Source organism: Streptomyces sp. NPDC018833 (genome assembly GCF_044390825.1).
Taxonomy (GTDB): domain Bacteria; phylum Actinomycetota; class Actinomycetes; order Streptomycetales; family Streptomycetaceae; genus Streptomyces.
This window is the reverse complement of the sequence record NZ_JBIRZM010000027.1, coordinates 16,911-34,296: the sequence shown is the minus strand read 5'-3', so window position 1 is coordinate 34,296 and position 17,386 is coordinate 16,911. Positions and strand designations below refer to the sequence as shown.

The 17,386-nt window shown below is 71.5% G+C and carries 19 protein-coding genes; 15 read left to right on the top strand and 4 right to left on the bottom strand.

Annotated features, from left to right (window positions below; genetic code table 11):
• Positions 1-81: 81 nt before the first annotated feature.
• From ald to ACH5AF_RS34120, 11 genes are all read left to right on the top strand, one after another.
• Positions 82-1,197: an alanine dehydrogenase gene (gene ald, locus ACH5AF_RS34170; protein WP_398907302.1), complete on the top strand. Its 1,116-nt coding sequence runs from the start codon at positions 82-84 to the stop codon at positions 1,195-1,197.
• Positions 1,198-1,724: 527 nt separating this feature from the next.
• Positions 1,725-2,750 (top strand): ParA family protein, encoded by a 1,026-nt coding sequence (locus ACH5AF_RS34165; RefSeq protein ID WP_398907300.1) that lies wholly within the window; start codon positions 1,725-1,727, stop codon positions 2,748-2,750.
• Entirely contained in the window at positions 2,747-3,283 is a 537-nt protein-coding gene (locus ACH5AF_RS34160) for a hypothetical protein (protein WP_398907331.1), read from the top strand. The genes ACH5AF_RS34165 and ACH5AF_RS34160 overlap by 4 nt, the downstream gene beginning before the upstream one ends.
• 326 nt (positions 3,284-3,609) lie before the next feature.
• Positions 3,610-4,848 (top strand): segregation/condensation protein A, encoded by a 1,239-nt coding sequence (locus tag ACH5AF_RS34155; RefSeq protein ID WP_398907299.1) that lies wholly within the window; start codon positions 3,610-3,612, stop codon positions 4,846-4,848.
• Between the two features lie 32 nt (positions 4,849-4,880).
• The gene (gene scpB, locus ACH5AF_RS34150) at positions 4,881-5,450 is read left to right on the top strand and encodes an SMC-Scp complex subunit ScpB (protein WP_398907329.1); all 570 of its coding nucleotides are present in this window, start codon (positions 4,881-4,883) and stop codon (positions 5,448-5,450) included.
• The gene (locus tag ACH5AF_RS34145; protein ID WP_398907297.1) at positions 5,450-6,562 is read left to right on the top strand and encodes a pseudouridine synthase; all 1,113 of its coding nucleotides are present in this window, start codon (positions 5,450-5,452) and stop codon (positions 6,560-6,562) included. The genes scpB and ACH5AF_RS34145 overlap by 1 nt, the downstream gene beginning before the upstream one ends.
• Positions 6,563-6,673: 111 nt before the next feature.
• Complete coding sequence (pnuC, locus tag ACH5AF_RS34140; protein ID WP_398907295.1) at positions 6,674-7,336, top strand: nicotinamide riboside transporter PnuC; 663 nt, start codon at positions 6,674-6,676, stop codon at positions 7,334-7,336.
• Entirely contained in the window at positions 7,333-8,403 is a 1,071-nt protein-coding gene (locus tag ACH5AF_RS34135; RefSeq protein WP_398907293.1) for an AAA family ATPase, read from the top strand. The genes pnuC and ACH5AF_RS34135 overlap by 4 nt, the downstream gene beginning before the upstream one ends.
• Positions 8,403-9,122 carry an NUDIX hydrolase gene (locus ACH5AF_RS34130; RefSeq protein ID WP_398907291.1) on the top strand — a complete coding sequence of 240 codons (720 nt, stop codon included), beginning with the start codon at positions 8,403-8,405 and terminating at the stop codon, positions 9,120-9,122. Before ACH5AF_RS34135 ends, ACH5AF_RS34130 begins: the two co-directional genes overlap by 1 nt.
• Positions 9,119-10,129, top strand: a complete 1,011-nt coding sequence (locus ACH5AF_RS34125; RefSeq protein ID WP_398907290.1) for an ADP-ribosylglycohydrolase family protein — start codon at positions 9,119-9,121, stop codon at positions 10,127-10,129. Before ACH5AF_RS34130 ends, ACH5AF_RS34125 begins: the two co-directional genes overlap by 4 nt.
• Positions 10,130-10,132: 3 nt before the next feature.
• A complete protein-coding gene (locus tag ACH5AF_RS34120; protein WP_398907288.1) occupies positions 10,133-10,990 on the top strand; it encodes a DNA polymerase beta superfamily protein in 858 nt (285 codons plus the stop codon).
• Positions 10,991-10,999: 9 nt separating this feature from the next.
• Here the strand turns inward: ACH5AF_RS34120 and ACH5AF_RS34115 are convergent, their stop codons facing one another.
• The 3 genes from ACH5AF_RS34115 to ACH5AF_RS34105 all read right to left on the bottom strand — a co-directional run bounded on the left by ACH5AF_RS34115 (position 11,000) and on the right by ACH5AF_RS34105 (position 12,629).
• Entirely contained in the window at positions 11,000-11,680 is a 681-nt protein-coding gene (locus tag ACH5AF_RS34115; RefSeq protein WP_398907286.1) for a DNA polymerase beta superfamily protein, read from the bottom strand.
• Between the two features lie 30 nt (positions 11,681-11,710).
• The gene (locus tag ACH5AF_RS34110) at positions 11,711-12,163 is read right to left on the bottom strand and encodes a Rieske (2Fe-2S) protein (RefSeq protein ID WP_398907284.1); all 453 of its coding nucleotides are present in this window, start codon (positions 12,161-12,163) and stop codon (positions 11,711-11,713) included.
• Positions 12,164-12,296: 133 nt separating this feature from the next.
• The gene (locus tag ACH5AF_RS34105; RefSeq protein WP_398907282.1) at positions 12,297-12,629 is read right to left on the bottom strand and encodes a DUF952 domain-containing protein; all 333 of its coding nucleotides are present in this window, start codon (positions 12,627-12,629) and stop codon (positions 12,297-12,299) included.
• Between the two features lie 144 nt (positions 12,630-12,773).
• Here ACH5AF_RS34105 and ACH5AF_RS34100 point away from each other — a divergent pair, with 144 nt between their 5' ends.
• The 4 genes from ACH5AF_RS34100 to der all read left to right on the top strand — a co-directional run bounded on the left by ACH5AF_RS34100 (position 12,774) and on the right by der (position 16,956).
• The gene (locus ACH5AF_RS34100; RefSeq protein WP_398907281.1) at positions 12,774-13,859 is read left to right on the top strand and encodes a prephenate dehydrogenase; all 1,086 of its coding nucleotides are present in this window, start codon (positions 12,774-12,776) and stop codon (positions 13,857-13,859) included.
• Between the two features lie 262 nt (positions 13,860-14,121).
• On the top strand, positions 14,122-14,805 hold the full coding sequence (gene cmk, locus ACH5AF_RS34095; RefSeq protein ID WP_398907279.1) for a (d)CMP kinase: 684 nt from the start codon (positions 14,122-14,124) through the stop codon (positions 14,803-14,805).
• Between the two features lie 53 nt (positions 14,806-14,858).
• Positions 14,859-15,446, top strand: coding sequence for a lysophospholipid acyltransferase family protein (locus ACH5AF_RS34090; RefSeq protein ID WP_398907327.1), 588 nt, complete (start codon positions 14,859-14,861; stop codon positions 15,444-15,446).
• A gap of 61 nt (positions 15,447-15,507) precedes the next feature.
• Entirely contained in the window at positions 15,508-16,956 is a 1,449-nt protein-coding gene (gene der, locus ACH5AF_RS34085) for a ribosome biogenesis GTPase Der (protein WP_398907277.1), read from the top strand.
• Positions 16,957-17,021: 65 nt separating this feature from the next.
• Here der and ACH5AF_RS34080 read toward each other — a convergent pair whose 3' ends face one another.
• Positions 17,022-17,330 carry a hypothetical protein gene (locus tag ACH5AF_RS34080; RefSeq protein ID WP_398907276.1) on the bottom strand — a complete coding sequence of 103 codons (309 nt, stop codon included), beginning with the start codon at positions 17,328-17,330 and terminating at the stop codon, positions 17,022-17,024.
• Between the last annotated feature and the right edge of the window lie 56 nt (positions 17,331-17,386).

Here is a 17,386-nt window from a genome sequence, read left to right as displayed (position 1 = left end):
GGTGTGTCCCGGTGCGCCCTGTGTGCCTGGGTATCTATGGCATTGACCGAAACATTCCCTGAGCCAAGGACCGTGATCGACGTGAAGGTCGGTATCCCCCGCGAGGTCAAGAACAACGAGTTCCGGGTGGCCATCACCCCCGCCGGCGTGCACGAGCTGGTGCGCAACGGCCACCAGGTGTTCGTCGAGCAGAACGCCGGTGCCGGCTCCTCGATCACGGACGACGAGTACGTCGCCGCCGGTGCGCAGATCCTGGCCACCGCCGACGAGGTCTGGGCCACCGCCGACCTGCTGCTGAAGGTCAAGGAGCCCATTGCCGAGGAGTACCACCGCCTCCGCAAGGACCAGACCCTCTTCACCTACCTGCACCTCGCCGCCTCCCGCGAGTGCACGGACGCCCTTCTGGAGTCCGGCACCACCGCCATCGCCTACGAGACGGTGGAGACCGCGACCCGCGCGCTGCCGCTCCTCGCCCCGATGTCCGAGGTCGCGGGCCGCCTGGCTCCGCAGGTCGGCGCCTATCACCTGATGCGCTCGGCCGGCGGTCGCGGCGTGCTCCCCGGCGGCGTCCCCGGCACCCAGGCCGGCAAGGCCGTCGTGATCGGCGGCGGCGTCTCCGGCTGGAGCGCCACGCAGATCGCCGTCGGCATGGGCTTCCACGTGACCCTGCTCGACAGGGACATCAACAAGCTGCGCGAGGCCGACAAGATCTTCGGTACCAAGGTGCAGACGATCGTCTCCAACTCCTTCGAGCTGGAGAAGGCGGTCGTCGAGGCCGACCTCGTCATCGGCGCCGTTCTCATCCCGGGTGCCAAGGCCCCCAAGCTGGTCACCAACGAGCTCGTCGCCAAGATGAAGCCCGGAAGTGTCCTTGTCGACATTGCAATCGACCAGGGTGGCTGCTTCGAGGACTCGCGGCCGACCACGCACGCCGAGCCGACGTTCACCATCCACAACTCGGTCTTCTACTGCGTCGCCAACATGCCCGGCGCGGTGCCCCACACCTCCACCTACGCGCTGACCAACGCCACGCTTCCGTACATCGTGTCGCTGGCCAACAACGGCTGGGTCGAGGCGCTCCGTCGTGACGCCGCGCTGGCCAAGGGTCTCAACACCCATGACGGCAAGGTGGTTTACAAGGAGGTCGCGGAAGCGCACGGCCTCGAGAGCATCGAACTGAGCGCGCTGCTCGGCTGACGAGTCAACCGACGTCGTCAACGTCCATGCGCCCGGCCGGACCTTGCCCCGCAAGGTCCGGCCGGACGTTTGTCCGCCCCGGTTTGCGAGGCTCGCTCAACTCGCCTCGAACGTAACTCTTTAACCGTTTCGCCCATACCTCAAACCTGCGCCCGGGAGCAAGCGAAAGAGGCTCTGCGCCCTTGACAGACGGGTGCTCGATTGCCGACACATCGGGCCGGGTCCGGCGGATTGTGTTGCTGCGGACCGGTGACACGCCATAGAGTCGCCAACCGTCGGCATGGTGCCACGCTGACCTATCGATAAGTTTCCTGGTCACGTCCAAGGAGGTAAGACGACTTGTGAATGAGTCGACATTTACTCCTGGGGGTGGTCAACCAGGCACGGGCCCCCTGAGCCCAGGGGGCGTGGGGGGACCCCAAGCGGCGGGCAGGCACCCGTCGACCGGTTTCGAGGCTGTCGGCTCCGTCGCTGTACGCCCCTTCGCGACGCACCAGCGCACGACGCACAGGACGACACCCCACACGATGAAGATGATGGACGGCCAACACGTGAACGCCATGGCCGGCAACGAGAGTGGCCGAGAGTCCACCCACTTCGCCGCCTACGAGGAAGTCCCCGAAGGGCACTTCTACGACCCCGACGCCGAGTACGAGCCCGATCCCGAGTATGCGGCCACCCTCGCGCCCGACGCCGCCCGCCAGCGCCGCGAGCGGATCGGCCCCACCGGGCGCCCCCTGCCGTACTTCCCGATCCCGGGTCCGCTGACCGACCACGGCCCCGCGAAGATCATCGCGATGTGCAACCAGAAGGGCGGCGTCGGCAAGACCACGTCGACCATCAACCTGGGCGCCGCACTCGCGGAGTACGGACGGCGTGTGCTGCTCGTCGACTTCGACCCCCAGGGCGCACTGTCCGTGGGCCTCGGAGTCAACCCCATGGAGCTGGACCTGACGGTCTACAACCTCCTCATGGAGCGCGGCATGTCCGCGGACGAGGTACTGCTCAAGACCGCCGTGCCCAACATGGACCTGCTGCCGAGCAACATCGATCTCTCGGCGGCGGAAGTGCAGTTGGTGAGCGAGGTCGCGCGCGAGTCGACGTTGCAGCGTGCGCTGAAGCCGCTGATGTCCGACTACGACTACATCGTGATCGACTGTCAGCCCTCGCTGGGCCTGCTCACCGTCAACGCGCTGACCGCGGCTCACAAGGTGATCGTGCCCCTCGAGTGCGAGTTCTTCGCGCTGCGCGGTGTCGCGCTGCTGACGGAGACCATCGAGAAGGTCCAGGAGCGGCTCAACCCCGAGCTGGAGCTCGACGGCATCCTCGCCACGATGTACGACTCCCGGACCGTGCACAGCCGCGAGGTGCTGGCGCGTGTCGTCGAGGCCTTCGACGACCACGTCTACCACACGGTGATCGGCCGGACCGTGCGCTTCCCGGAGACGACGGTCGCCGGTGAGCCCATCACCACGTACGCGTCCAATTCCGTCGGCGCCGCCGCCTACCGCCAGCTCGCCAGGGAGGTGCTCGCCCGGTGTCACGCCGAGTGAGTCTGCCCGGGGCCGACGAGCTGTTCCGTACGACCGGGGGCACGGCGCTGCAGGCGTCGACCCCGCGCAGGCAGACGAACGGTGAGCCGCGGGTGCCGGCGCCGGCGGGGGAGAGCGACCCGGCGGCGGACGGCACACCGTCGTCCCGTTCGCAGGAGCACTCGACGCCTGCCGAGACGGAGGCCCCGCGTGAGGAACGCAGCCGGAGCACGGAGACAGCGGATGCGGCGCCGGACGCGAAGGCCCGCCGGGCACCGGCGGGCGAGGCGCAGGCCGCGGGCGCCACGCGCAGACGCGGGCGCGGTGCCAACCGCCGGCCCAGCGGCCGTGAACGGCACGACGAGAAGATCACGGTCTACGTCTCCGCCGAGGAACTGATGGACCTGGAGCACGCGCGGCTGGTGCTGCGCGGCGAGCACGGCCTCGCCGTCGACCGCGGGCGCATCGTCCGCGAGGCGGTGGCGGTGGTGCTCGCGGACCTGGAACAGCGGGGCGACGCGAGCATCCTGGTGCGGCGCCTGCGCGGCCGCTGACGCGGTAGCCTGCGGGCCTGCACACCTGCGCCGTTCCCTGGACCACGATGCCCCCGACCGACGAAACGTCCCGCCCGCCCCACCGCCGCGCGCTGGGCCGGGGGCCGGGCGCGGGGGGCGCGCCGCGTCCCACTCCCGAGGCCGAGATTTCCCCTCCCCCGCCCTTTCCCGAAACCGGGGACGAGTCCCCGGACCCCGAGGTGCGGGCACCGCGCGACGGTGGCGGGCGGCCGGAGGCTGTCGGTGGCTCCGGCCCCGTGACGGATGACGGCCCGGTCCCCCAGGGCCTCCGCGACGCGGGAGGGACCCGTAGCTCTGAGGGGTGCGTGGTGCGCGAGGGCACGGGGCGGGGCCCGGCGTCCGCGCCTTCCCTCGTCGGCACCGGGGAGTGGTCCCCGGTCCCTGAGGTACGCGCGCTCCCTGACACGGACCGGGGACGTGGCCCCGAGGACGCGCCGAGTGGCGGCGGCGGGGCTGCGGAGCCGGCGCCCGATGGCCGGACAACTGAGGAACACGCGCTGCCCGACCGGGGCGGGTTCTCGGAGGCTGGAAGTGGCTTGGGCCGTTCGCCCGAGACGGCGGACGCCCCCGAGGGCGCCCCGGGCGACAGGGACGAGCCCGTCGGGCAGGCCGCCGGCCCCGCAGGTGAGGCACCGGGTCCCGGGGACGTGTTGCGCGGCGCGGGCGAGACCGTGGCCCCAGGAGCAGCCGCTCAGGGGGCCGGGCCTGGGGCGGGCACGCAGGGCCCGGAAGGCGACACCCCCGGCGGTGACGCCCGCTTCACCGTGCGGCTGGCGAACTTCGAGGGGCCCTTCGACCTCCTCCTCCAGCTCATCGCCAAGCACAAGCTCGACGTCACCGAGGTCGCCCTCTCCAAGGTCACCGACGAGTTCATGGCGCACATCCGGGCCATGGGCGCCGACTGGGATCTCGATCAGACCACCGAGTTCCTCGTCGTCGCCGCGACGCTGCTCGATCTCAAGGCCGCCCGGCTGCTGCCCGCCGCCGAGGTGGAGGACGAGGCCGACCTCGCGCTGCTCGAGGCGCGCGACCTGCTCTTCGCCCGGCTGCTCCAGTACCGCGCGTACAAGCAGATCGCCGAGATCTTCGACCGGAGGCTCGACGACGAGGCCCGGCGCTTCCCGCGGACCGTCGGGCTCGAACAGCACCACGCCGAGCTGCTGCCCGACGTCGTCATCAGCATCGGCGCCGAAGGCTTCGCGAAGCTGGCCGTCAAGGCCATGCAGCCCAGGCCCAAGCCGCAGGTGTACGTCGATCACATCCATGCGCCCCTCGTCAGCGTCCGCGAGCAGGCAGAGGTGGTCGTCGCCCTCCTGAGGGAGCGCGGCACGGCCACCTTCCGCGAGCTGACCGAGGGCGTCGACGACACCCTCACCGTCGTCGCGCGCTTCCTCGCCCTGCTGGAGCTGTACCGCGAGAAGGCCCTCGTCCTGGACCAGGAGGAGGCGCTCGGGGAGCTCACCGTCACCTGGGCAGCCGGGGACGGGACCGCGACGGTGACCGTCACGGACGAGTTCGACCACGTTGTGGAGGAGAAGGAGTGAGCGAGCTCAAGCCCGCGCTGGAGGCCGTCCTCATGGTCGTCGACGAGCCCGCCACCGAGGAGCACCTCGCCAAGGTGCTGGAGCAGCCCCGCAGGGCCGTGGCGGACGCACTGCGGGAGCTGGCGGACGAGTACACCGTGCAGGGCCGCGGATTCGAGCTGCGGCTCGTCGCGGGCGGCTGGCGCTTCTACAGCCGCCCCGAGCACGCCGCGGCCGTCGAGCGCTTCGTCCTGGACGGCCAGCACGCCCGGCTCACCCAGGCCGCCCTGGAGACCCTCGCGGTGGTCGCCTACCGCCAGCCGGTCAGCCGTTCACGTGTCTCGGCGGTGCGCGGAGTGAACTGCGACGGCGTCATGCGCACCCTCCTTCAGCGCGGTCTGGTCGAGGAGGCGGGCACGGAACCCGAAACAGGTGCGATCCTGTACAGGACGACGAACTACTTCCTGGAGCGAATGGGCCTGCGCGGCCTGGACGAGCTTCCGGAGCTCGCGCCCTTCCTTCCCGAGGCGGACGCGATCGAGGCCGAGACGCAGGAAGGCGTTCCGTCGTTCGATCCGGATGCACCGGATTCCGAAGACGCAGACGACAAGACGGAAATTTGATGCGAAGCAGCAGCGGCAGGAACAGCAGCGGAAACAACGGCGGGAGCCGTGGTGGCAACAGCGGCGGCCGCGGCAGCAGCGGCGGCCGCGGCAACTACCGGGGTGCCGGTAACAGCCGCGACGACCGTGGCAAGGGCGCGAGCAATCCGCGCCGCCCCCGTCCCGAGGAGCGCACCTACGACGTGGGCGGCACCTCCGAGGGCCCCAAGCGCGGCCGTGGCGCCGCGGCCCGCGGTGGTGCCAAGGGCGGTCCCCGCCAGTCCCCGCAGCGGGGCGGCGGCCGTACGGCCTCGGCGCGTCCGCGTGAACTGGACGCCCGGATCGAGGAGCGCAACCGCGAGCGGTACGCGAACAAGCCGCAGATCAAGACCCCCAAGACGTTCGGGGACCAGGAGGGCGAGCGGCTGCAGAAGGTGCTCGCCCGCGCCGGTATGGGCTCGCGGCGCGCCTGCGAGGAGCTGATCGACGCCGGCCGGGTCGAGGTCAACGGCAAGATCGTCATCGAGCAGGGCACGCGCGTCGACCCGGAGAAGGACGAGATCAAGGTCGACGGTCTGACCGTCGCGACCCAGTCGTACCTCTTCTTCGCACTGAACAAGCCCGCCGGAGTCGTCTCCACCATGGAGGACCCGGACGGCCGCCAGTGCCTCGGCGACTACGTGACCAACCGCGAGACCAGGCTCTTCCACGTCGGCCGCCTGGACACCGAGACCGAGGGCATCATCCTGCTCACCAACCACGGCGAGCTGGCCCACCGTCTCACCCACCCCAAGTACGGCGTGAAGAAGACATATCTCGCCGCCATCCAGGGCCCGTTGCCGCGGGAGGTCGGCAAGCGCCTCAAGGAGGGCATCCAGCTCGAGGACGGCTACGCCCGGGCGGACCACTTCCGGGTCGTCGAGCAGACCGGCAAGAACTACCTGGTCGAGGTGGTCCTCCACGAGGGCCGCAAGCACATCGTGCGCCGCATGCTGGCCGAGGCGGGCTTCCCGGTGGAGAAGCTCGTGCGGACCGCCTTCGGCCCGATCGCCCTCGGCGACCAGAAGTCGGGCTGGCTGCGCCGCCTGACCAACACCGAGGTCGGCATGCTGATGAAGGAAGTCGGTCTGTAACAGCCCAAACCGCCGCAAGAGCCCGCGACCGTTCTCGGTCGCGGGCTCTTGCCGTCTTGTGGCGCGCACCCGGAGCCGTTTATAGTCAAGTTGACTATAAAGGGGGCGGGCGTGAGTCTCGCGGACTTCGTCGAACCGTTGCAGCAACCGCTGTTCACCGTGCTCGGCACGCCGGTGAGCTGGGCTGACTCCTTGGAGGTCCTTGGCTTCGGCAGTGGCGCGCTCTGCGTCTGGCTCGTCGCCCGGCAGCACATCGCGAACTGGCCGATCGGCATCGCCAACAACGTCCTGTTCATCCTGCTGTTCTCCCAGGCGGGCCTGTACGCCGACGCCGGCCTGCAGGTCGTCTTCATCACCCTCGCCGTGTACGGCTGGTGGACCTGGACCCACGGGGGTGGACCAGGTTCCGGCACGCTGCCCGTGCGACGCACCACCCGCACCGAGTGGATGTGGCTGCTCGCGGCGGGGGTGGTGGGGACCCTCGCGCTGACACTCCTGCTCGACCGCGCCACCGACTCGACCGTCCCCTTCTGGGACGCGCTGACCACCGCCCTGTCCCTGATGGCGACCTACGGCCAGTGCCGCAAGCGCCTGGAGTCGTGGTGGCTGTGGATCGCGGCCGACGTCGTCTACATCCCGCTGTACGCCTACAAGGAGCTGTACCTGACCTCCCTGCTGTACGTCGGCTTCATGACGCTCTGCGTCATCGGCCTGCGCAACTGGTCGCGTGACGCGGTCATGGGGCAACAGCGGGCCGCGGAGGCCGCCGCATGAGCCGTTTCCGGCACGGACTCGTGCTCGGCAAGTTCTATCCGCCGCACGCCGGTCACCACCATCTCGTCCGCACCGCGGCCGGCCGCTGCGACCGGCTCACCGTGCTCGTGTGCGCCGCCTCCGTGGAGAGCGTCCCGCTCGCTGACCGCGTCGCCTGGATGCGCGAGGCGCACCCGGACGTGCGCGTCGTCGGGGCCGTGGACGACATCCCGGTGGACGTCACCGACCCCGCCGTCTGGGACGCCCACATGGCCGTCTTCCGCACCGCCGTCCCCGAGCCCGTGGACGCCGTCTTCACCTCGGAGGCGTACGGCGACGAACTCGGCCGCCGCTTCGGCGCCGCGTCCGTGTGCGTCGACCCCGACCGCCTCCGCCACCCCGTCTCCGGCACGGCCGTACGCAAGGACCCGGTCGGCTGCTGGGACTTCCTCGAGGCACCCGTGCGCGCCGCGCTCGCCCGCCGCGTGGTCGTCGTCGGCGCGGAGTCGACCGGCACCATGACCATGGCCGAGGCGCTCGCCGAGCACTACCGGGCGCGCGGCGGCGTGTGGGCGCGGACCCGGGACGTACCCGAGTACGGCCGGGAGTTCAGTGAGCGCAAACTCGCCGCCCTGCGTGCCGTACGGCCCGGCGCCGACTGGCCGGACGTCGTGTTCGCCTCCGAGGAGTTCCCGCTGATCGCCCGCCGCCAGGCGGAGCTGGAGGAGGAGGCCGCGCGCTCCGGCTCCCCGGTCCTCTTCTGCGACACCGACGCCTTCGCGACGACGATCTGGCACGAGCGGTACCTGGGCGAGCCCTACCCCGTCGCCCCGGAGCCCCGCACCCAGCACCTGTGGCTGCTCACCGACCACGAGGGCGTCGCCTTCGAGGACGACGGCCTGCGCGACGGGGAGCACCTGCGCCCGTGGATGACCGGCCGCTTCCGCGAGGAACTGGCCAGCACCGGCCGCCGTACGGTCGAGCTCACCGGCCCGCACGAGCAACGGCTCGCACGGGCCGTCGCCGCCGTGGACACGCTGATCGGCGAGGGCTGGAAGCTCGCCGACCCTCTGCCGGAGCTGCGCTGATGCAGGTCTACGACCCGGGCGCGTTCCCGCCCTTCGCCGTCACCGTCGACCTCGCCGTCTTCACCGTCCGCGAGGGCGAGTTGCACGTCCTGCTCGTCGAACGGGGGCAGGAGCCCTACCGCGGCGCCTGGGCGCTGCCCGGGGGATTCCTCCTGCCCGACGAGTCCGCCGAGTCGGCCGCCCGCCGCGAACTGGCCGAGGAGACCGGCCTGTCCCGGCACACGGCGGCCGGACTGCACCTGGAACAGCTGCGCACCTACAGCGAACCGGACCGCGACCCGCGGATGCGCGTCGTCTCCGTCGCGTTCACCGCACTCGTACCGGGCCTGCCCGAACCACGCGGCGGCGGCGACGCCGCCCGCGCCCGCTGGACACCCGTCGGCCGGGCCACACCGCTCGCCTTCGACCACGACCGCATCCTCGCCGACGCCCACGACCGGATCGGCGCCAAGCTCGAGTACACCTGCCTGGCCACGGCCTTCTGCCCCCCGCGGTTCACGCTCGGCGAACTGCAGCAGGTGTACGAGACGGTCTGGGGCGTCGAGCTCGACCGGCCCAACTTCCGGCGCAAGGTCCTCGCCACCCCCGGCTTCGTCGAGGCAGTCGAGGGCGGACCGCGCCGCACCGGCGGCCGGGGCAAGCCGGCCGCCCTCTACCGGGCGGGCAGCGCGTCGGCGCTGCACCCACCACTCATGCGACCGGAAGGACGGCAGCCATGACCACCGCGAAGCAGGCCGCCACGGGTTCACTCGTCGGCCTGGCGCTCGGGGACGCCCTGGGCTTCCCCACCGAGTTCAACGACGTGCCCTCGATCCTGTCCAAGTGCGGACCGTGGCGGGAGATGAAACTGCCCGAGCCCGCCTTCGTCACCGACGACACCCAGATGACGCTCGCACTCGGCCGGGCCCTGCGCACTGCCATGGAGCGCGGGCAGCTCGTCGGTTCCCAGCTGCTGCGCCCGCTGCGCGCGGAGTTCGTCGACTGGTACCACTCGCCGGACAACAATCGGGCTCCCGGTCGCACCTGCCTGGTCGCCTGCCGGAAGCTCGACGGCGACCGCCCGTGGCAGGAGGCGAGCCAGATCGACTCCAAGGGCTGCGGCGCCAATATGCGCGTCGCCCCGGTCGGACTCGCACCCGGCCTGAGCGCGGACCAGCGGGCGGGCACCGCCCAGCTGCAGTCCGCGCTCACCCACGGGCACCCGACGGCGCTCGCGGCGAGCGACCTCACGGCGCACGCGGTCCATTTGCTGGCCCAGGGAGCGGAGCCGACCGGCCTGGTCGGCCGGCTGCGTTCGTACGCGTACGAGAACCGCGGCCGCTACCACGAGCGCTGGCTCGGCAACCTGTGGACGTACAGCCACGACCCGACGCCCGAGGCCTTCATCGCCCGCGGCTGGGACGAGTGCCTGCAGATACTCGAACGGCTGGCGGCCGCCCTGCGCTCACCCGAGCCGGAGCTGGACCCGTGCCTGGCGACCGGCGACGGCTGGATCGCGGAAGAGGCGCTGGCGACATCGCTGCTGTGCTTCCTGATGTTCCCCGGAGATCCCCTGACGGCCCTGCGCCGCGCCGCCTGCACCAGGGGCGACTCGGACTCGCTCGCCTGCCTGACGGGCGCCTTCGCGGGCGCGCACCTGGGAGCGGACGCGTGGCCGGACGAGTGGGCGGAGCGGATCGAGTACGGGGAGGAGCTGCTGGCTCTCGGGGCGCTCTGGGACGCTTGATCCATGACCGAACAGCTCGACCTGACCGACCTCGCCACGGCCGTACCGCCGCAGCCCGGCCACCTCGTCTTCGCCACGGTCTCCGGGGCGCACCTGTACGGATTCCCGTCCCGGGACTCGGACGTGGATCTGCGAGGTGCGCATCTGCTGCCCATCGCCGATCTCGTCGGACTGCACGAGCCGGACGAGACGACCACGCGCATGTGGGAGCGCGACGGCTTCGAGATGGACCTGGTCACGCACGACCTGCGCAAGTTCGTCCGGCTGATGCTGCGGCGCAACGGCTATGTGCTGGAGCAGCTGCTGTCGCCGCTCGTCGTCGCCACGACCGAGGCGCACGCGGAACTCGTGTCGCTGGCACCCGGCGTACTGACACGTCACCACGCGCATCACTACCGCGGCTTCGCGCGGACGCAATGGCGGCTGTTCGAGAAGACCGGCGAACTCAAGCCGCTGCTGTACACGTTCCGCGCACTGCTGACCGGCATTCACGTGATGCGCAGCGGCGAGGTCGAGGCCCATCTGCCCACACTGCTCGGCCACGTGCGCGCGCCGGGGTACGTGCAGGAGCTGATCGCCGCGAAGTCCGAGGCCGAGCACGGCTCGCCCGTCGGCCTCGACGAGGCACGGGTCCGGACGGACGTCGAGGCGCTCCACGCGGCGCTGGACGCATCGCAGGACAGGACGGAGCTCCCGGACGAGCCGTCCGCGTTCGCAGCCCTGAGCCGGCTCGTGACCAGGACGCGCATGGAGAACGACCCCGACATCACCATGGAGGTCCTTCGGCGGGTGCGCCGCGGCACCGAGGGCACTCCGCTCACGGGCGCCTTGGCCGCCCAACGGGCCGAGGAGACGTACTGACGCGCCGCCTCACCCCGCCGATGCCTTCCGCACCCGCACCAGGAAGTCCTCCACCCGGGCGCGGTCCGGTTCCGGGGGGAGCGGGGTGGTGGGGGCCGCCGCGTCGGCCTCCTCGGTCAGGCGGGTCATCCACGACTCGACCCGCTCCCACGGCACCTCGCCACGCCTGACCTCCAGGAGCCGGTCGCGGTCGGCGCCGACGTCGATCACCAGCTCGCCGGTGCGCAGCAGGTCGCGGCAGCTGGTGAGCAGGCGGAGGAGGTGCATGGCGTGCTTCCAGCGGGGCGTGCCGTACTGCCGTACGTCCGCCTCCAGCTTCCTGCGCTGCCCGTCCGCGTACCGCACGAACGTCTCGTGCGCCCGGCGGGACAGGAACGCTCCGCGCAGGGAGCGCAGTTCGCGGCCCGTGTCGTCGGCGTGCTCGACGAGCGGGGAGTGCAGGCATTCCAGGATGTTCGGGTTGGCGCGCAGGGCCAGTTCGAGGAACCTTTCCAGCTCCCACGAGAACTGCTCCTCCGCCGGACCCTCCACGTGCGTCGGCGGCTTGGCGAACCGCCAGTACAGCGCGGTCGGGGCCAGGAAGACCCCGCGGCGGTCCGTGTCGCTGGACTCCGTCGCCAGTCCGAACGCCCGCGACCCCATGACACAGGAGTAGATCGTGTGATCGCGGACGAGAGCCTCTGGAGTCATGCGCGCGAGGCTACGACACCACGCCGGCGGTCACATGAGCAGGATGGAGTCCCCCTCGACGGTGATCTGCTTCACCGGCAGCGGCCGCGTCGCCGGGCCCGCCGCGACCGAGGCGTCCTCGATGCGGAACTTGCTGCCGTGGCAGGGGCAGTTGATGAGACCGTCGCTGACCGAGCCGACCGTGCACCGCTGATGCGTGCAGATCGCGGAGAAGGCCTTGAACTGCCCCGCCGTCGGCTGGGTCACCACGACCTCCTGCTCCTTGAAGACGGTTCCGCCGCCGACCGGGATGTCCGCGGTCCTGGCCAGTTCCTCGCCGGACGGCGCCGAAGCCGACGCACTGTCCGTCGGTGTCGTGGCCCCTTCCGTGGCGGTCTGGGTTGTGGATGCGTCGCCCCCGTCCCCGCAGCCCGTCACCAGCGCGACGGCTCCCGCCGCTCCCACCGCTCCCGCCGCCAGGACCGACCTTCGGCGCGTGTCCATGCCACTCTCCCTCGGTTCGGGACGTTCCTCGCCCCGACCACCGGGGCACCAGCATCCTTGCGCTCCCGGCACCTCCGGTGAAGCAACCTCGCGGGCATGTCCGTCCCCCGGTCCACCCGAGGGCACGGCGCGGTCAGACCCAGGGCGTCAGCTCCCGGGCGTGGCCGTCCTCGTCCCGCCGTACGGCGAGCACCCCGGTCACGGCCGCCCGCTCGACCGGGCCGTACACATGCGGGAAGAGCATGTCCCGGGAGCCCTCCCAGCGGACCTCGGCGGTGAGAGACGACTCGTCGATGACCAGCACCAGCAGGTCCGCCACGTCGCGGTACGGGCCGTCCGCGACGGCGAGCGCGGCGGACTCGTCGGCGGAGCAGTGTACGAAGCCCTCGGACGTGAGGGAGGCCGGGGCGTACGGGCCGGCGATGTCGGCGGTCCACTCGTTCACCGGCACGACATGAAAGAGCATGCGCCAGTTGTAGCGCAGGCCGCCGCCGAGCCGTCTCGCGGACCGGGCGTCGCCGCCCGGCACGCGTGGGCTGACTAGGCTGAACGAAGAAGTCGCAGCCCGATCCGCGTCACCCAGGCAAGGACACCGCAAGGACATGGCCCAGTGAGAACCGCGCTCGTCATCGGAACAGGACTGATCGGTACGTCCGCCGCGCTCGCCCTCGCGGGGCGCGGTGTGCACGTGCATCTCGTCGACCACGACGCGGCGCAGGCCCGTACGGCCGCGGCGCTCGGCGCGGGCACGGACGAGTCGCCCGAGGGGCGTGTGGACCTCGCCGTCGTGGCGGTGCCTCCCGCGCACGTCGCCACGGCGCTCGCGGAGGCGATGCACGCGGACCTCGCCCGCGGCTACCTCGACGTCGCCAGCGTCAAGGGCGGACCCCGCCGCGAGTTGGAGGCGCTGGGCGTGGACCTGTCGTCGTACATCGGCTCACACCCGATGTCCGGCAAGGAGCGCTCCGGACCGCTGGCGGCCACCGCCGATCTCTTCGAGGGCCGGCCGTGGGTGCTGACGCCCACCCGCGACACCCACACCGAGGTGCTCAACCTCGCGCTCGAACTGGTAGCGCTGTGCCGGGCCGTCCCCGTGGTGATGGACGCCGACGCCCACGACCGCGCCGTCGCCCTCGTCTCGCACACCCCGCAGCTCATCTCCTCGATGGTCGCGGCCCGCCTGGAGGAGGCCGACGACACCGCGGTGCGGCTGTGCGGCCAGGGCATCCGTGACGTGACCCGGATCGCGGCGTCCGACCCGCGGATGTGGGTGGACATCCTGTCGGCGAACCCCGGCCCGGTGGCCGACGTGCTGGCCGGTGTCGCCGCGGACCTGGAGGAGACGGTCCAGTCGCTGCGGGCGCTGCAGGCCTCGGACGAGTCCAAACGCCGGACCGGTGTGCAGGGCATCGAGGACGTACTGCGCCGCGGCAATGCCGGCCGCGCCCGCGTCCCCGGCAAGCACGGCGCGGCGCCGGCCGCGTACGAGGTCGTCGCGGTCCTGATCAGCGACCAGCCCGGCGAACTCGCCCGCATCTTCGCGGACGCCGGCCGGGTGGGCGTCAACATCGAGGACGTCCGCATCGAACACGCGACGGGGCAGCAGGCGGGCGTGGTCCAGCTCATGGTGGAACCGGCGGCGGCCCAGATCCTCAGCGCGTCCCTGCGCGAGCGTGGCTGGGCGCTGCGCCAGTAGCCGCCCTCGCCGCCGGTATGGGCCCCTGCACCGGTGTGCGGGGCCCCGGTGCCTGCGGTCCGGACGGGGCTCGGCGCACGGACTCCGGTCGGTCCGCCCCCCGATGCCCTGCTCGGCGCACGGGCTCCCCTCGGTCCGGCCCGCCGATGTCCCGCGCCCCCGCCCTCCGCCTCCACGGGTGGGTAAAGAGGCCGCTCGGCACTCGGTAACCTTGTGGCAGGGCCCCCAGGCAGTCCCGCCGCCCTCTCCCGCGAGCTGAAAGGTGTCCGACACCGTGGAATCCGTGATCGTCGCCATCGATGGCCCCTCCGGCACGGGCAAGTCGAGCACCTCCAAGGCCGTCGCCTCCACCCTGGGGCTCAGCTATCTCGACACCGGCGCCCAGTACCGCGCCATCACCTGGTGGATGATCAACAACGGCATCGACGTCGCCGACCCCGCCGCCATCGCGAGCGCCGCCGGCAAGCCCGTCATCGAGTCCGGCACCGACCCGGCCGCACCCGCCATCACCGTCGACGGTCTCGACGCCTCCGGCCCCATCCGTACGCAGGAGGTCACCGCCAAGGTCAGCGCCGTGAGCGCCGTGCCCGAGGTGCGCACCCGGATCACCGAGCTGCAGCGGTCCATCGCCACGAGCGCCGAGAAGGGCATCGTCGTCGAAGGACGCGACATCGGCACCACCGTCCTCCCCGAGGCGGACCTGAAGATCTTCCTGACCGCCTCGCCCGAGGCGCGGGCCTCCCGCCGCAGCGGGGAGATCAAGGGCTCCGACGTCGCGGCCACCCGCGAGGCGCTGATCAAGCGCGACGCCGCCGACTCCAGCCGCAAGACCTCGCCGCTCGCCAAGGCGGACGACGCGGTCGAGGTCGACACCACCGACCTCACCCTCCAGCAGGTCATCGAATGCGTCGTGACCCTCGTTGAGGAGAAGCGGGCCGCCAAGTGACCGTCCCCTCGCAGAAGGGCGCGGCCGTCGGGCGGGGCATCGGCATCGGCCTGATGTACGGGCTGTGGAAGCCGCGCGTCCTGGGCGCCTGGCGGGTCCCCGCCGCCGGCCCGGTCATCCTCGCGGTGAACCACTCGCACAACATCGACGGGCCGATGCTCATGGGCACCGCCCCGAGGCCCGTGCACTTCCTGATCAAGAAGGAGGCGTTCGTCGGTCCGCTGGATCCGTTCCTGACCGGGATCGGGCAGCTCAAGGTGGACCGTACGACCGCCGACCGGACCGCCATCGCGGGCGCCCTCGGAGTCCTTGAGAACGGCGGCGTCCTCGGCATCTTCCCCGAGGGCACCAGGGGCGAGGGTGATTTCGCCTCGCTGCGCGCCGGGCTCGCGTACTTCGCCGTGCGCAGCGGCGCGCCCATCGTGCCTGTCGCCGTCCTGGGAAGCACGGAGCGCCGCGGACGGTTGGTAAGGGCACTGCCGCCGCTGCGCAGCAGGGTCGACGTCGTCTTCGGCGATCCCTTCCAGGCGGGGGACAGCAGCGGACGGCGTACGCGCAAGGCGCTGGACGACGCCACCGTACGCATCCAGGAGCGGCTGACCGCCCACCTGGAAAACGCAAAGCGCCTGACCGGGCGCTGAGCCAGACTTGAGTAATGGGCCACACAGCACGCGGCCCAGTGACGAACGAGGAACGGACTTCATGAACGACCAGCACGACCACGGAGCGCTCGGCGACGCCGAGTACGCGGAGTTCATGGAGCTCGCCGCGGAAGAGGGCTTCGACGTCGAGGACGTCGAAGGCGCGATCGAGGAGGCGGGCCACGGTCCGCTGCCCGTCCTCGCCGTCGTCGGCCGCCCCAATGTCGGCAAGTCGACCCTGGTGAACCGCATCATCGGCCGCCGCGAAGCGGTCGTCGAGGACAAGCCCGGCGTCACCCGCGACCGCGTCACCTACGAGGCCGAGTGGGCGGGCCGGCGCTTCAAGGTCGTCGACACCGGCGGCTGGGAGCAGGACGTCCTGGGCATCGACGCGTCCGTCGCCGCCCAGGCCGAATACGCCATCGAGGCCGCCGACGCGGTCGTCTTCGTCGTCGACGCCACGGTCGGCGCGACCGACACCGACGAGGCCGTCGTCAAGCTGCTGCGCCGGGCGGGCAAGCCCGTCGTGCTCTGCGCCAACAAGGTCGACGGACCGAGCGCCGAGGCCGACGCCACCGCCCTGTGGTCGCTCGGTCTCGGCGAGCCGCACCCCGTCTCCGCGCTGCACGGCCGCGGTACGGGTGACATGCTCGACGCCGTCCTGGAAGCCCTGCCGGACGCCCCGGCGCAGACCTTCGGCAACGCGGTCGGCGGCCCCCGCCGCATCGCCCTCATCGGCCGCCCGAACGTGGGCAAGTCCTCGCTGCTGAACAAGGTCGCGCGCGAGGAGCGCGTGGTCGTCAACGAAATGGCGGGCACCACCCGCGACCCGGTCGACGAGTTGATCGAACTCGGCGGCGTCACCTGGAAGTTCGTCGACACGGCCGGTATCCGCCGCCGCGTCCACCTCCAGGAGGGCGCGGACTACTACGCCTCCCTGCGCACCGCCGCCGCAGTCGAGAAGGCGGAGGTCGCCGTCGTCCTGATCGACGCGAGCGAGTCGATCAGCGTCCAGGACCAGCGCATCATCACCATGGCCGTCGAGGCGGGCCGGGCGATGGTCATCGCGTACAACAAGTGGGACACCCTCGACGAGGAGCGCCGCTACTACCTGGAGCGGGAGATCGAGACCGAGCTCGGCCAGGTCGCCTGGGCGCCACGGGTCAACGTCTCCGCCGTCACCGGCCGCCACATGGAGAAGCTGGTCCCGGCGATCGAGACCGCGCTCGCCGGCTGGGAGACCCGTGTCCCCACCGGCCGGCTGAACGCCTTCCTCGGCGAGCTCGTCGCCGCCCACCCGCACCCGATCCGCGGCGGCAAGCAGCCCCGCATCCTGTTCGGTACGCAGGCGGGCACCAAGCCGCCCCGCTTCGTCCTCTTCGCCTCCGGCTTCCTGGAGCACGGCTACCGGCGCTTCGTCGAGCGCCGGCTGCGCGAGGAGTTCGGCTTCGAGGGCACGCCGATCCACATCTCGGTGCGGGTGCGGGAGAAGCGCGGCCGCAAGAAGTGACGCCGACATGAGGAAGGGTGCCGACGCTTCGAGCGTCGGCACCCTTCTCCATGTCGCGAGCGGGGTCACACTCCCCGGCGCGGTCCCGGCGGCAGTGCGGCGGGCTGCGGAGCGCTGTGTCGGCCGACCTGGTGGTAGGGCTGCCAATTGCCCTGGTGCACGCCCGTGGTCGGATGACCGGTGTGGCTGCCGTAGCCCCCGTGGCCGCCCCGGCTGCTGTGCAGTCCCGTCGCCCCGAAAGGCCGGAATCCGAGGTCCTCCTCGCCGCTGCGGTCACCCGGCAGCGTCTTGAACGCCCTCAGGTACTCGGAGTACAGCGCGTCGTAGATCGGCGTGGCCGAATGGCCTGCCGACCCGTCACGCGCCGGGCGCATCGCGGGAATGTGGCTCTGGTACGGCTGGCGGGAGGGGTCGTATGAGTGCACGTACC